General features: G+C 72.0%; 13 protein-coding genes and 2 pseudogenes. 8 read left to right on the plus strand and 7 right to left on the minus strand.

Annotation, left to right across the window (positions count from 1 at the left end):
* Window positions 1-50: 50 nt before the first annotated feature.
* Window positions 51-947, minus strand: coding sequence for a class I SAM-dependent methyltransferase (locus GT045_RS30675; protein WP_202515775.1), 897 nt, complete (start codon window positions 945-947; stop codon window positions 51-53).
* Window positions 948-1,248: 301 nt separating this feature from the next.
* On the opposite strand from GT045_RS30675, the gene rpsA reads away from it, so the two are divergent.
* Complete coding sequence (gene rpsA / locus GT045_RS30680) at window positions 1,249-2,742, plus strand: 30S ribosomal protein S1 (RefSeq protein ID WP_067015219.1); 1,494 nt, start codon at window positions 1,249-1,251, stop codon at window positions 2,740-2,742.
* A 206-nt stretch (window positions 2,743-2,948) separates the two neighbouring features.
* On the opposite strand, the gene GT045_RS30685 is transcribed toward rpsA, so the two are convergent.
* Window positions 2,949-3,932 carry a right-handed parallel beta-helix repeat-containing protein gene (locus GT045_RS30685; protein WP_161336164.1) on the minus strand — a complete coding sequence of 328 codons (984 nt, stop codon included), beginning with the start codon at window positions 3,930-3,932 and terminating at the stop codon, window positions 2,949-2,951.
* Between the two features lie 300 nt (window positions 3,933-4,232).
* Between GT045_RS30685 and GT045_RS30690 the strand changes: the two genes are divergently transcribed.
* The 3 genes from GT045_RS30690 (at window position 4,233) to GT045_RS30700 (ending at window position 6,387) form a co-directional block, all read left to right on the plus strand.
* Entirely contained in the window at window positions 4,233-5,171 is a 939-nt protein-coding gene (locus GT045_RS30690) for a PAC2 family protein (protein WP_161336165.1), read from the plus strand.
* 168 nt (window positions 5,172-5,339) lie between these two features.
* A complete protein-coding gene (gene coaE, locus GT045_RS30695) occupies window positions 5,340-5,957 on the plus strand; it encodes a dephospho-CoA kinase (protein ID WP_161336166.1) in 618 nt (205 codons plus the stop codon).
* Window positions 5,958-6,006: 49 nt separating this feature from the next.
* Window positions 6,007-6,387, plus strand: coding sequence for a tetratricopeptide repeat protein (locus tag GT045_RS30700; protein WP_161298181.1), 381 nt, complete (start codon window positions 6,007-6,009; stop codon window positions 6,385-6,387).
* Between the two features lie 58 nt (window positions 6,388-6,445).
* Here GT045_RS30700 and GT045_RS40135 read toward each other — a convergent pair whose 3' ends face one another.
* Window positions 6,446-6,781: a DUF6343 family protein gene (locus tag GT045_RS40135; RefSeq protein ID WP_161336167.1), complete on the minus strand. Its 336-nt coding sequence runs from the start codon at window positions 6,779-6,781 to the stop codon at window positions 6,446-6,448.
* A gap of 352 nt (window positions 6,782-7,133) precedes the next feature.
* Between GT045_RS40135 and GT045_RS30710 the strand changes: the two genes are divergently transcribed.
* Window positions 7,134-7,814, plus strand: coding sequence for a class I SAM-dependent methyltransferase (locus GT045_RS30710; RefSeq protein WP_161336168.1), 681 nt, complete (start codon window positions 7,134-7,136; stop codon window positions 7,812-7,814).
* Between the two features lie 142 nt (window positions 7,815-7,956).
* Window positions 7,957-8,412, plus strand: a complete 456-nt coding sequence (locus tag GT045_RS30715; protein ID WP_161336169.1) for a DoxX family protein — start codon at window positions 7,957-7,959, stop codon at window positions 8,410-8,412.
* 560 nt (window positions 8,413-8,972) lie between these two features.
* Here the strand turns inward: GT045_RS30715 and GT045_RS40140 are convergent.
* The 4 genes and pseudogenes from GT045_RS40140 to GT045_RS30735 all read right to left on the minus strand — a co-directional run.
* A pseudogene (locus GT045_RS40140) lies at window positions 8,973-9,512 on the minus strand (RNA-binding S4 domain-containing protein); the annotation flags it as partial.
* Window positions 9,513-9,643: 131 nt separating this feature from the next.
* The gene (locus tag GT045_RS30725; protein ID WP_161336171.1) at window positions 9,644-10,339 is read right to left on the minus strand and encodes a uracil-DNA glycosylase; all 696 of its coding nucleotides are present in this window, start codon (window positions 10,337-10,339) and stop codon (window positions 9,644-9,646) included.
* Between the two features lie 401 nt (window positions 10,340-10,740).
* A complete protein-coding gene (locus GT045_RS30730; protein ID WP_161336172.1) occupies window positions 10,741-11,256 on the minus strand; it encodes a GNAT family N-acetyltransferase in 516 nt (171 codons plus the stop codon).
* Window positions 11,253-11,672 (minus strand): RidA family protein, encoded by a 420-nt coding sequence (locus GT045_RS30735; RefSeq protein ID WP_161336173.1) that lies wholly within the window; start codon window positions 11,670-11,672, stop codon window positions 11,253-11,255. Before GT045_RS30735 ends, GT045_RS30730 begins: the two co-directional genes overlap by 4 nt.
* Before the next feature lie 222 nt (window positions 11,673-11,894).
* Between GT045_RS30735 and GT045_RS30740 the strand changes: the two genes are divergently transcribed.
* Window positions 11,895-12,683 carry a nucleotidyltransferase domain-containing protein gene (locus GT045_RS30740; RefSeq protein WP_161336174.1) on the plus strand — a complete coding sequence of 263 codons (789 nt, stop codon included), beginning with the start codon at window positions 11,895-11,897 and terminating at the stop codon, window positions 12,681-12,683.
* A 531-nt stretch (window positions 12,684-13,214) separates the two neighbouring features.
* A pseudogene (locus GT045_RS30745) lies at window positions 13,215-13,601 on the plus strand (FUSC family protein); the annotation flags it as partial.

A 13,601-nucleotide genomic window follows, 5' to 3' on the forward strand; every position in this document is an offset into this window, starting at 1 on the left:
GGCGTCATGGGCGGCCCGGCGTCATGAGCTGGGGCGGCGGCGGGAACGCCTCAGTCCCGCTCGCACACGAAGATCGCCGTACCCGGGAGCAGCGCGCCGCGCAGCGGCGACCAACCGCCCCACTCCGAGGTGTTCCACGCGGGCCACTCGGGCTCCACCAGGTCCAGCAGCCGGAAGTCCGACGCCACGATGTCACGCACCCGGTCACCCAGCGTCCTGTGGTGTTCCACGTACACCGCGCGGCCCTGGTCGTCCTGCTCCACGTAGGGCGTGCGGTCGAAGTAGGACGAGGACACCGACAGGCCCTCGGGACCCGGCTCGTCCGGGAACGCCCAGCGGATCGGATGCGTCACCGAGAACACGAACCGCCCGCCCGGCCGCAGCACCCGCCGCACCTCACGCAGGACCAGCCGCGGGTCGGCGACGAAAGGCAGGGCGCCGTACGCGGAGCACGCCAGGTCGAAGGAGCCGTCGGCGAAGGGCAGCGCGCCGGCGTCGGCGCAGACCAGGGGAAACGATCCGCCGATCCGCAGCGCGTGCTGGAGCTGGCGGTGGGAGAGGTCGAGGGCCACCGGACGCGCGCCCTGGGCGGCCAGCCAGCGGGCGCACTGCGCCGCGCCCGCGCCGATCTCCAGGACCTCCTTGCCCTTCAGCTCCTCCGGCGGGCCGAGCAGCTCCGCCTCCACCTCGTCCAGGCCCTCCGGCCCCCACACGAAGCGGTCGTCCCCGAGGAACGTGCCGTGCTCGACCTGGTACTCGTCCGCGTTCCGGTCCCACCAGCCCCGATTGGCCCGTGCGCTCTCCGTGACACCGGAGTCACGCCGGGTGGCCTCCGGCTCGAACCCCTCCGACCGCTCAGGGTCGTACGCTTCCGGCTCTTGGATGATCGGCTCCCTCGTCGTACTCTTCCGTCCAACCCGCCGGGGCCCGTGCGGAAGGCGTCCCATGGGCTCATGTGGCCCGTCAGGGCGATTCTTTCGCCGGTTATGCGGCGATCCGCCCCGGGTGTGCGCCTTCGCGCATTGACCATGTCCGGCTGCCCCCGTATGCTACAAGTTGCGCTGCGGGCCTGCGCACCTCAGACGTAGCAGGCTGCGCTCGCATCTGTTGTATGTCCCCTCGGTTTTCGAGGCGTCACCAGTGTTCTTGGGTGACGCTTCCTTGGCTGTCCGGCTTCTTCAGAGCGATACGGGCTCCCGGCGTAGCAGTACCTACGACTTCAATGTCCGTACCGGAGCCCTTTCCCACATGACGAGCAGCACCGAGACCACCGCCACCACCCCGCAGGTTGCGGTCAACGACATCGGTAACGAGGAAGCCTTCCTCGCCGCGATCGACGAGACGATCAAGTACTTCAACGACGGCGACATCGTCGACGGCGTCATCGTGAAGGTCGACCGGGACGAGGTCCTGCTCGACATCGGTTACAAGACCGAAGGTGTCATCCCGAGCCGCGAGCTCTCGATCAAGCACGACGTCGACCCGAACGAGGTCGTCGCCGTCGGTGACGAGATCGAGGCCCTGGTCCTCCAGAAGGAGGACAAGGAAGGCCGCCTGATCCTCTCGAAGAAGCGCGCCCAGTACGAGCGTGCCTGGGGCACCATCGAGAAGATCAAGGAAGAGGACGGCATCGTCACCGGTACCGTCATCGAGGTCGTCAAGGGTGGTCTCATCCTCGACATCGGCCTCCGCGGCTTCCTCCCGGCCTCCCTGGTCGAGATGCGCCGCGTCCGCGACCTCCAGCCGTACGTCGGCAAGGAGCTCGAGGCGAAGATCATCGAGCTGGACAAGAACCGCAACAACGTGGTCCTGTCCCGCCGTGCCTGGCTCGAGCAGACCCAGTCCGAGGTCCGCCAGACGTTCCTCACCACCCTCCAGAAGGGTCAGGTCCGTTCCGGCGTCGTCTCCTCGATCGTCAACTTCGGTGCCTTCGTGGACCTGGGTGGCGTCGACGGTCTGGTCCACGTCTCCGAGCTTTCCTGGAAGCACATCGACCACCCGTCCGAGGTTGTCGAGGTCGGCCAGGAAGTCACCGTCGAGGTCCTCGACGTCGACATGGACCGCGAGCGCGTCTCCCTGTCGCTGAAGGCGACCCAGGAAGACCCGTGGCAGCAGTTCGCCCGCACCCACCAGATCGGCCAGGTCGTGCCCGGTAAGGTCACGAAGCTGGTTCCGTTCGGTGCGTTCGTCCGCGTGGACGAGGGCATCGAGGGTCTGGTCCACATCTCCGAGCTGGCCGAGCGCCACGTGGAGATCCCGGAGCAGGTCGTCCAGGTCAACGACGAGATCTTCGTCAAGGTCATCGACATCGACCTCGAGCGCCGCCGCATCAGCCTCTCGCTGAAGCAGGCCAACGAGTCCTTCGGTGCCGACCCGGCCTCGGTCGAGTTCGACCCGACCCTGTACGGCATGGCCGCGTCGTACGACGACCAGGGCAACTACATCTACCCCGAGGGCTTCGACCCCGAGACCAACGACTGGCTCGAGGGCTACGAGAAGCAGCGCGAGGAGTGGGAGCGCCAGTACGCCGAGGCGCAGACCCGCTTCGAGCAGCACCAGCAGCAGGTCATCAAGAGCCGCGAGGCCGACGCTGCCGCTGCCGCCGAGGGTGGCGAGGCTGCCGCTCCGGCCGCTTCGGGTGGCGGTTCGTACTCCTCCGAGGGTGCGGACACCTCCGGCGCGCTGGCCTCGGACGAGGCGCTGGCCGCGCTGCGCGAGAAGCTGGCCGGTGGCCAGAGCTGATCGCTGCCGCTGAGGCTTAGCCGATAGCTGCTGAGGGGCCGCACCTTTCGAGGTGCGGCTCTTCAGGGTTTTCCGGCCCCGGCCGGGTGCGCGCCTCGGCCGGGTGCGCATCCCTCGGGCACATCGCTCAGGGCTCCCTTGCGGCTTCTCCAAGGGCCCCCCTCGGAGGGGGCCCGCCTCGGGCGCTCCTCCTCAGGGACCGCCCGTCAGCGGTCGCCGGGCGCAGTGACGGGGATGTTCGTGAGGCCCTTGCCGCCTGTCACCGTGTTGCTGCTGTAGACCGTCGTCTTGCAGTCGGAGCCGTTGTCGGTGACGTCGATCGCGAGCTGGGTGGATCCGGTGGCGCCGGTCAGGGTCGACCTGTTGCCCTTGAAGACCGTGCCGCAGCCCCAGCCGGGCTGCTGGGTGTGGGTCTGGTAGCCGTCGTTGCTGGTCCGGGTGCCGGTGTTGTCCTGGACGAGGACGTCGTCGCCCTTCACGTCGACCCATGAGTCGTCGTAGTTGGCCCCGGTCAGGCCGCTGCCGTCGAAGGTGTTGCCGATGATCCGCGCACCGGTCGTGCCCTCCTTGATGTCGACGTTCTCACCGCCCACGTCGGGACCGATCGTGTTGCCGAGGATCTCGATGCGGTCGCTCCTGTCGGACAGCGTGTTCGCGGTGCCGACGTAGACGCCCTCGCCCATGCCCCTTCCGTCGTTGCCGGTGTCGTAGATGCGCGAGTTCCTGATCACGCCGTCCGTGCTGGAGTTACGGAAGTGCACGCCCTCCATGTCCAGGCCGTGCACCGTGACGCCGTCCACGACGACCCCCTTCGCCGTGTCGATCATGATGCCCTTCTGCCCGCCGGTCACGGTCAGGCCGCTGACCGTCCAGTAGGAGGCACCGTTCAGATGCAGTCCGTAGCCGCCGCCGGCGGTCAGTACGGCGCCGGGGGAGCCGGTGAGCGTGATCCGGGCGGACGCCGTGGCGGGCGTGGTCGCCTTGAAGTTCCCGCTGTAGACGCCGTCCGCCAGATGGATCGTGTCGCCGGCCCGGGCGGTGCCGAGGGCGGTCTTCAGCTGGGCGGCGGTCGTCACCTCGAGGGTGGCGCCGGCGGTGGTGGCCGAGGCCGGGCCGCCGGCGGTCAGCAACAGGCCACCGCCGGCCAGGGCCGTGGCCACCAGAAAGACGAGCGGGGTGCGTATGCGCATGAGTGCTCTCCTGTCGTACGGGTGCCGGGGTGCCGGGGTGCAGGGGTGCAGGGGTGCAGGGGTGCGGGGTTGCGGGGGTGCCGGGGCGTCGGACTCGGGATGCCGGGCTCAGGGCACAGCCCGACTCTTCCTCGTACATGAACACTGATCGCACATGTGAACTCCGATGCTCGTGAAGGTACGGACCAGGTGACGGGGCGTCAAGGCGTCCGGCGCGAGATCGCAGCTCGCGGCGTGTCGCGGGAATTCCGCCGCCGCAGGGCGCGTTGTCGAAGACGAACACGAGGAGGGGCGGTCACAGTGCTTGATCCGCAGGGTTTGTACGCATGGGAGCCGAAGGGCCTCGCCGCTGTCGACATGGCGCTCGCCCAGGAGTCGGCCGGCCTTGTCATGCTCTACCACTTCGACGGATACATCGACGCGGGTGAGACCGGTGACCAGATCGTCGACCAGGTGCTCGACTCGATGCCCCACCAGGTCGTCGCCCGATTCGACCACGACCGGCTCGTGGACTACCGGGCACGTCGCCCGCTGCTGACCTTCAAGCGGGACCGCTGGACGGACTACGAGGTTCCGGCTCTCGAGGTCCGCCTGGTGCAGGACGCCACCGGTGCTCCGTTCCTGCTGCTGTCCGGCCCCGAACCGGACGTGGAGTGGGAGCGTTTCGCGGCGGCGGTGCGGCAGGTGGTGGAACGGCTCGGCGTCCGCCTGTCCGTGAACTTCCACGGCATCCCCATGGGCGTCCCCCACACCCGCCCGGTGGGCCTGACGCCGCACGGCAGCCGCACGGATCTCGTCCCCGGCCACCGCAGCCCCTTCGACGAGGCGCAGGTGCCCGGCAGCGCCGAGTCGTTGGTCGAATACCGCCTCATGGAGGCCGGACACGACGTCCTGGGCGTGGCCGCGCACGTCCCGCACTACATCGCCCGCTCCGCGTACCCGGACGCCGCCCTGACCGTCCTGGAGGCGGTCACGGCCGCCACCGGTCTGGTGCTGCCCGGCGTCGCCCACTCGCTGCGCACTGAAGCGCACCGCACGCAGAACGAGATCGACCGGCAGATCCAGGAGGGGGACGAGGAACTGACCGCGCTCGTCCAGGGGCTGGAGCACCAGTACGACGCCGCGGCCGGAGCCGAGACCCGCGGCAACATGCTGGCCGAGCCCGTGGAGATCCCGTCGGCGGACGAGATCGGCCGGGAGTTCGAGCGCTTCCTGGCGGAGCGCGAGGGGGACAACTGACCCCGCCGGCTCTCGCGGATCCTCGCGGAGCGTGAGGGCGACAACTGACCCCGCCGGCTCTCCCGGATCCTCGCGGAGTGCGAAGGCGACACTGATCCCGCCGGTGCTCGCGGATCCTCGTCGGGCCCGGCGGATCCGGCCTCCGGTGGAGCGTCTAGGCTTCCGCTCATGCTGACAGTGGGCCTGACCGGCGGTATCGGTGCCGGCAAGAGCGAGGTGTCGCGGCTGCTCGTGGAGCACGGGGCCGTGCTGATCGACGCGGACCGCATCGCGCGCGAGGTGGTGGCACCCGGCACCCCCGGCCTCTCGGCCGTGGTCGACGCCTTCGGGGCGGACGTCCTCGCCGCCGACGGCAGCTTGGACCGGCCCCGGCTCGGCTCGATCGTCTTCGCCGATCCCGAGAAGCTGGCCGTTCTCAACTCGATCGTGCATCCCCTGGTGGGCGCGCGCTCGCGGGAGCTGGAGAGCGCCGCGGCCGAGGACGCCGTGGTGGTCCACGACGTGCCCCTGCTCACCGAGAACGGTCTCGCTCCCCTCTACGACGTCGTGATCGTCGTGGACGCGAGCGCCGGGACCCAGCTCGACCGGCTCGTACGGCTGCGCGGGATGACCGAGGCCGACGCACGCGCGCGTATGGCCGCACAGGCGACGCGTGAGCAGCGGCGCGAGATCGCGGACGTCGTCATCGACAACGACGTGCCCCTGGACGCGCTGAGGAAGCGGGTCGCCGAGGTCTGGGACGACCTTGCCCGTCGGGCACGGCAGGCGGCCGGGGCAACGGAATAGCCGTCCTTCCCGGGGCGTTGAAGCGCTGGAGCGAGGGAAGGACTCAGCCGTGCCCGAGACCAGCGGTTCCACCGGACGTACGCCGGAAACGCATGTCATCGACTTCCGTGCCGCGGAGCAACTGCTCAACGCACGGGACCCGCGGGGCGCGGTGAAGCTGCTCGACGGAGTCATCGCCGCGTACCCCGAGAACACCGCCGCGCGTCTGCTGCGCGCGCGTGCCTTCTTCGCGGCAGCGCAACTGCGGCCCGCCGAGTTGGAGTTCACCATCGTGCTGGAGCGTGAGCCGGACAACGCGTTCGCGCACTTCGCCCTGGCCCGCACCTTCGAGCGCCAGGGCCGACCCGAGCAGGCCAAACGTCACTTCAGGCTGGCCGCCGCACTGGACCCCAATCCGCAGTACCTCAAGGCGGCCCGTTTCGACGACTGACGCCCTACGGCGTCGGTGCCGGGCGAGGCGACGGCGACGGCGCTGGTCAAGGCGGCGGTCACGGAGGGCGGTGCCCCGGTGGGCCGGGGTACGGCGGTCCGCCCGGCCGCTGGCGGGATGTGCCGCGCTCCGGCGGCCCGTCGTCCGGTGGTCGGTACGGCGGTATGTCACGGCCCGGCTGGTAGTGAGGGCCCTGCCGGATGTGCCGGAGGATCATGGCCAGGTCGACGGTGACCACCAGCCACAGCACGCCGCACGCGGCCGCCCAGCCCGGACGCCCCGCCAGTGCGAACGCGGCGGTGCCGAAGACGGCCCAGACCAGCCCCCAGACGCTCAGCCAGAACCGCGCCCGCAGTGCACTACGCGCGGTCGCCGGCTCACTGCCTGTACGCATCGCCAAACCACTCCTGATGGCAACGTACTCTTCGCCGACGCGGTGCTTCAACGCTCGGCGGCGCGACCTGGGGACCGCCCGAGGCGACGGCGTACGGTTCTCCACCGCAGGCGAGGGCCGGGGGCCGGCCGACGGTTCGAGGGCAGCAGGCCGGTCGACGGCGTGAGGGCAGCAGGCCGGTCGACGGCGTAGTAGCGGCAGGCCGGTCGACGGGATGAGGAGAGTGGGTCGGCCGAGGGCATATCGGGCACGGATGGTTCCCGTTCCCGTCCGGATAGCTCGAACGGGTGAACCGGGTGAAGACGGGAACGGGTGTACGGGGGCGGGCCGTTGTGCGGGCATGAGGATCGACATGCGTGAGGGATACGAGGGCACGGGCCCGGGGGCGATCACCCCGGACGGCTGCGCGGTCGAGCTGTACGCACGGCTGCCGGTGGGCGACGAGCCGGATGTCGTCGCCGCTGCGGTACCGGCCGGGGCGCACATCCTGGAGCTGGGCAGCGGGGTGGGCCGGGTGACCCACGCCCTGCTGGAGCGCGGCTTCACGGTGACCGCGGTGGACGAGTCCGCCGACATGCTGAGCCGGGTCCACGGGGCGCGCACGATATGCGGCCCGATCGAAAGCCTGGACCTGGGCGAGAAGTTCGACGTCGTGATGCTCGCGTCGTTCCTGGTGCACACCGGTGACGAGGAGGTGCGCAGGGGCATGCTGCGGGCCTGCGCCCGGCATGTGGCGCGCGGCGGCTGCGTGCTCGTCCAGCGGGAGGGTCCGGACTACCACACCGAGGTGCCCAGGGAACGGGTCGACCCGAGCGGCTTCACCGTCCGCATCGCCTCGGTGGAACCGGTGGGGGAGGGGGTCAACTCGGTACGCGCGGAGTACGTGTTCCCGGACGCCGTCTGGACCCAGACCTTCCGGGCCAGGCCCCTGACGGAGGAGCAGTTCGAGTCGGCGCTCGCGGAGGCGGGACTGGAGGTGGACACCTGTCTGACGGCCGACGGCACGTGGGTGAGGGCGGTGCCGGTGGTGTGAGCGGGCGGCGAGCCGACGGAACGGTCCGTTCGGTCCGTCCCGTGAGCGTCTCTGCCGCGTGCGCTCCTCCGGCGATGAGTTCTTGGCGTCCGGCCGGTCCATATCGGTGAAAGCAATCGGCACCGCATCGCGAGGAGACCCCATGTCCGAGACCACCGCCCCCGTCGGCTCCGGTTCCACGAGGTCCACGGCCACCGCCGGCGCCCGGTCGGGCCGGGCGCGCGGAGCCCTGCTCGCCCTGCGGACCGGGCAGGTGCTGCTCGCCCTGTTCTACGGCATCGCGAGCGCGCTTCCGAAGCTCATCGGGCATCCGTCGGCCGTCGAGTCCTTCGACAGAATCGGCTGGGGGAGCGGGGCCATGTACACCATCGGCGCGCTCGAACTCGCGGGAGCCGCAGCGCTGTTGGTCCCGCTGCTGCAGTCCGTCGCGGCGATCGCCCTCAGTGCGCTCATGGTGGGTGCGTTCATCGTCCAGGTCACCGTGTTCGACGGGCAGAACGCGGCGACCCCGGTGATCCTGATCGCACCCCTCGCCTTGATCGCCTGGACCCGTCGGGCACACAACGAGGACCTCCTGCGGCTGCTCCGCCGACAGTGACGCCGCCGCCGCCGTCGCCGCCGTCGCCGATGACGACGATGTCGTCGCCGCCGACTGCCGACCGGGCGGTGGAAGTGCGGCCGACAGCCGTCGGAGGCGCGCCGCCCGGGGCCAAGTCCGCCTCGCCGAGGGTGCGCCGACGACGGGCCGGCAACCCGAAGGAGCGGCGGGGTCTCGCCCCTGGCCGCCCGCGCGGGTCACCGCCCGCGCGACCGTCCCCCCGAGCCCCCGGACCGACCGGAACCCCCCGAACCACGGACCCCACCAGACCCACCAGAACCGCGGGACGTACCCGAACCACGGGACGTGCTCGAACCACCGGCCGTACCCGAACCACCGGGCCCACTCAGTCCACCGGCACCACCGCGGCCCCCGGCGGTGCCGGAACCGCGGCGGCTCCCATGGCCGGTGGACCCGCCACGGCCGCCGGGTCCACCGGCCCCGCCCGTCGCGCCGGGGCCACCCGGTCCATCCGGCCCGTCCGGCCCGCCCAGGCCACCGAAGCCTCTCGGGGCGCCCGGGCCGGCGAAGCCGCCGAAGGGGCCAGGGCTGCCGAGGCTGCGCAGGCGTTCCAGTTCACGGCGGTCCCGTTTCGTGGGCCGCCCTGCGCCGCGGTCGCGAAGACCGGCGGGGGCGATGGCCTCGCGGGGCGGAGGCGGCGGGGAGTTGTCGATGAAGCACTGGGCGGCCACGGGTGCGCCGACCCGCTTGCGGATCAGGCGCTTGACGATCACGACACGCTCCCTGCCCTCGTGCCGCAGCCGCACCTCGTCGCCCACGCGTACGGAATAGGCGGGCTTCACACGCTCGCCGTTCACATGCACATGGCCGCCCCGGCACGCGGTGGCGCCGAGGGAGCGGGTCTTGATCAGGCGGACGGCCCAGATCCAGCTGTCGATGCGGACGGTCTCGCCGTTGCCCGGTCCGGCGGCCTCGGCGGCGGCCAGCGCGGCGGCGATCTTCGGGTCGGGTGACTGCCCGGCAGGGGCGGCCCCCGTGCCGTCCGGGGCGCCGGTCCCGTCGCCGGTCGTGCCGTCCGGGGCGCCGGCCCCCTCGCCGGTCCCACGGCCCACGTTCTCGTCCGCATCCTCGGAAGCCATGCCCCGACCCTAACGCCACGGGGAGGCGGAGCCGGAAGCGTTTTTCGCGGCGCCGGTGATCGGCCGAGGCACCGGCGTACCGTGCGTCACCCCCCGCCGCCACGGGCCGGCCGTCCCGGCGCGCCGGTGCGCTACGGCAGCCCGGCCGCGTCCGCCGCCGTACGCAGGACCTCCCGCAGCATGCCGGTGGTGAGCCGGCCCGTGAAGGTGTTGCGCTGGCTGACGTGGAAGCAGCCGAAGAGGTCCAGGCCGTCGAGCGCCACCCGGGTGCCGTGCGCGAAGGCCGGGCGGGGACGGGGCACCGTCCAGCCCGCCTCCTGGAACGCGGGGAGCGCGGCCTGCCAGCCGAAGGCACCGAGGACGACCGCCGCCTTCACCGTCGGCCGGAGCAGCGTCAGCTCCTGGACCAGCCAGGGGCGGCAGGTGTCCCGCTCCTCCGGGGTCGGCTTGTTGGCGGGCGGGGCACAGTGCACGGGCGCCGTCACCCGCACGCCGTGCAGCTCCAGACCGTCGTCGGCGCTGACGGAGGTGGGCTGCGAGGCGAGCCCCACGTCGTACATCGCCTGGTAGAGGACGTCGCCCGAGCGGTCACCGGTGAACATCCGGCCGGTGCGGTTGCCGCCGTGCGCCGCCGGGGCCAGCCCGATGATCACCAGCCGGGCGTCGGCCGGACCGAACCCGGGCACCGGCCGCCCCCAGTACGTCCACTCGGCGAACGCGGCCCGCTTGGTGCGGGCCACCTCCTCACGCCAGTCGACCAGCCGGGGGCAGGCCCGGCAGTCGGCGACGCGCCGGTCGAGCCGGGCGAGAGCGCTGCTGTCGTCCATACCGCCACCGTATGCCCCGTAACGTGCAGGTGAACGCGTCGCCGGGCGACGCGGCGGCCGCCGCCGAAGCGCGGCGACGCAAGGGCGGTGACGGTAGCGCGGCGACGCAAGGGCGGTGACGGTAGGGCGGTGACGGTAGGGCGGTGACGGTAGGGCGGCGACGCAAGGACGGTGACGGTACGGCGGCCACTCCACCGAGCCGCCCCCTCGGCCCCCACCGCCCCTTACGCGTCCCCCGACCCGCCCCAGGAACCCATCACCCACCCCCGGACCCGCCCCAGGAACCCATCACTCATCCCCCGGCGCCGCCCCAGGAACCCCTCACCCACCCCCGGACCCGTCCCGGGAACCCATCCCCGGGCCGTCCGAGAAACCCCTCACCGGTCACCCGTGGCGAGGGCTCACGGCCGCCACACGTACCGGACGTCCGGCTCCCGCTCCTCGTTGCCGCTGCCGTCCGTGAACTCGGCGGCGACGAAACCGTGCCGTTCGTAGAAGCGGTGGGCGGAGGTGTTGACCTGGAAGGTCCACAGGGTGAGGCCCTCGGGGCTCCGCTCCTTGGCCGCGGCGACGAAGCGGTCGCCGAGCCCGCGACCACGCCAGGCGGGCTCGAGGTAGAGCTGGGAGATCTCGTCCCCGTCCACCACCATCATGCCGACGATCCCACCGCCCCCCTCGCCTTGCTCGCCCCCATCGCCTTCCTCATCCCGGTCGTCCCCGTCGCCCGTGCCGGCCGTCTCGGCGACCCAGGTCTCGTGCAGTGGTACGACCACGTCCTGGAAGTAGGCGCGCACCTCGTCGTCCGAGTGAGCCCGCACGACCGTGGGCAGGGCGGCGGCGAAGGACCGCAGCCAGACGTCGGCGACGGCACGGGCGTCCGCCGACCCCGCCCTGCGCAGCACGATTCCGTCCGTCACCGTCGCACCCCGTCCGTCTCCGGCACCACAGCCGTCACCGTGATCTCCACCAGCTGCCCGGTGTATCCCAGGCAGGAGATACCGAGCAGCGTCGACGAGTGCGGCCCCACGCTCAAGCCCGACGCCTCGACCACGTCCCACACCGCGGAGAGCGTCGCGGGTTCGTCGGCGACCACGTACACCTCCGACACGACCACGTGCTCCAGATCGGAGCCGGCGGCCCGCAACTGCTCGCGCAGATTGGCGATCACCTGCTCGGCCTGGCGTACGGGATCCCCGGGTCCCACCAGCTCGCCGTCGGCAGTGAGCGGCACCGCCCCGGCGAGGAACGCCAGCTTCGTGCCGGCCTCGACGACGGAAGCGTGGGAGTAGGTGGGCGGAGGGAAGAGACCGGGGACGGTGACACGCCGGATCATGAAAGCGGCTCCGAGGGTGGGACGGGACGGCGTCCAGGCGGGGAACGCCGGACGGCGTCGCGGCGAGGAGAACGGGACAGTGCTGCCGCAGCTGACGTCGGGCAACTTCCCGATGATCGGGCTTGCTCGGGCCGTGCGCATCCGAATTACCGGGCGCGAGCCGCCGGACGGCCCGCCGGAAACCAGGAGCGCACCCGGGCGCCACTGCGCCAGGCTGGGACCATGCCCGAACTTTCCGATGCCGCTTTCCTCGCCACCACCGCCGACCGGCTGGCAGCCCTCCCCGCCGTCCGCGCCGTGGCCCTCGGCGGTTCCCGCGCCGAGGGCACGCACCGCGCGGACAGCGACTGGGACATGGCCGTCTACTACCGCGGCTCCTTCGACCCCGACGACCTACGTGCCCTGGGCTGGCCCGGCGAGGTCTCCGGGATCGGCGGCTGGGGCGGCGGTGTCTTCAACGGCGGTGCCTGGCTCACCGTCGACGGACGCCGGGTCGACGTGCACTACCGGGACCTGGACGTGGTGGAGCACGAACTGGCGCAGGCGCAGGAGGGCCGATTCCGGGTGGAGCCGCTCCTCTTCCACCTGGCCGGGATCCCCAGCTACCTGGTCGTCGCCGAACTGGCGCTCAATCAGGTGCTGCGGGGCGAACTCCCGCGCCTGGCCGGGTACCCGCCGAAGCTGCGCCGCACCGCCGCCGACCACTGGTCCGGCGCCGCGAGCGCCACCCTCTCCTACGCCAGGGCCAACCACGCCCCGCACAGCCGCCTCACGGAGACGGCCGGCGCTGTCGCCGTGGCCGCGACCCAGTCGGCCCACGCCGTCCTGGCGGCCCGCGGACAGTGGGTGACGAACGAGAAACGACTGCTGGAGCGGGCCGGGCTGAGAGCCGTGGACGAGATCCTGGCGTCCCTTGCCACAGACGCGGACCCGGCCCGCTCGGACCAGGTGATCAGCCAGGCACAGGCGCTCTTCGAGGAAGCGAAGCGGAAGCCGGCCGCAGACCTCTAGCGCACCGCCGGGTCGAAGGCACGCACGGCAGACGCCGGTCCAGCCTCTCGGACCGCGCCGCCCAGCCGTCTCCCGCCCCCTTCCTCACCCCGTCGTTCCCCGGGCGCCGATCTCCGGGCGCCGATCTCCGAAGACGTGGGGCTCCTGTACCGGCACGGCGTCGAACGCGGCCACCGCGATCCGCCCGACGGTGCCCGACGGCTGCCCGCTTCCCGTGAGCGCCGGGCGGTCAGGCGCGGGATCCGGCTTGCCGGTGTGCGGGACCGTGTGGAGTACCCGTGGCTCGTCCATGGCCGTGGTGAGAGCGGCGCAGGCCAGAAGGAGGGGGCCCGCGGGCCGTAGACGCCCCCGGCCCGATCCGGACCGGACCCGGTGGCTGGATCTGCGCCGGTTGCGTTCATAAAGAAAACAGCTGCCCAGGCATCTTTCACCTGCCTGAAACGTGATCGTCCCGTTTGCTCAGGGAACGCGATCTACCGTGGAGCCACACCCACCGGCCGCCGTCGTCCGAAGGCCCACCCCTGCCCTCGAATGAACAGGAGCCCCGTGTCCAGGCCCGCCGTACCTCCCTGGCTCGCCCACGCCTTCCGTGCCCAGCGCGGCCCCGTGCCCTGGAGTGCGGTGTGCCGGGGAGCGCTCGCGGCCGGGCCGTTGCTGCTCGCAGGGATGCTCCTCGGGCAGACGGCCGACGGCGTCCTCGCCGCCATCGGCGCGATGCTCGCCGGCATCAACGACCGGCCCGGCAGCCGGCGGGCCTCCGTGCGGCGGCTCGGGGTGCCCGGGCTGGCCGGGGCACTCGGGCTGCTCGTGGGCACGTACGCCGGGCAGGGGCTGGACGCGGTACCGCTCACCCTCGCGCTCACCGCGCTCGGGGCGGCCGCCGGCGCCGTCAGTGCCGTCGGGCCCGTCGCCTCCGCC

It is taken from the genome of Streptomyces sp. SID486 (assembly GCF_009865385.1).
Lineage (GTDB): Bacteria > Actinomycetota > Actinomycetes > Streptomycetales > Streptomycetaceae > Streptomyces.

What these genes read in the sequence shown, in the direction of transcription:
- GT045_RS30675 (WP_202515775.1), bottom strand. Translation starts at nt 947, where the DNA reads ATGGGACGCCTTCCGCACGGGCCCCGGCGGGTTGGACGGAAGAGTACG.
- rpsA (WP_067015219.1), top strand. Translation starts at nt 1,249, where the DNA reads ATGACGAGCAGCACCGAGACCACCGCCACCACCCCGCAGGTTGCGGTC.
- GT045_RS30685 (WP_161336164.1), bottom strand. Translation starts at nt 3,932, where the DNA reads ATGCGCATACGCACCCCGCTCGTCTTTCTGGTGGCCACGGCCCTGGCC.
- coaE (WP_161336166.1), top strand. Translation starts at nt 5,340, where the DNA reads ATGCTGACAGTGGGCCTGACCGGCGGTATCGGTGCCGGCAAGAGCGAG.
- GT045_RS40135 (WP_161336167.1), bottom strand. Translation starts at nt 6,781, where the DNA reads ATGCGTACAGGCAGTGAGCCGGCGACCGCGCGTAGTGCACTGCGGGCG.
- GT045_RS30710 (WP_161336168.1), top strand. Translation starts at nt 7,134, where the DNA reads ATGCGTGAGGGATACGAGGGCACGGGCCCGGGGGCGATCACCCCGGAC.
- GT045_RS30715 (WP_161336169.1), top strand. Translation starts at nt 7,957, where the DNA reads ATGTCCGAGACCACCGCCCCCGTCGGCTCCGGTTCCACGAGGTCCACG.
- GT045_RS30725 (WP_161336171.1), bottom strand. Translation starts at nt 10,339, where the DNA reads ATGGACGACAGCAGCGCTCTCGCCCGGCTCGACCGGCGCGTCGCCGAC.
- GT045_RS30735 (WP_161336173.1), bottom strand. Translation starts at nt 11,672, where the DNA reads ATGATCCGGCGTGTCACCGTCCCCGGTCTCTTCCCTCCGCCCACCTAC.
- GT045_RS30740 (WP_161336174.1), top strand. Translation starts at nt 11,895, where the DNA reads ATGCCCGAACTTTCCGATGCCGCTTTCCTCGCCACCACCGCCGACCGG.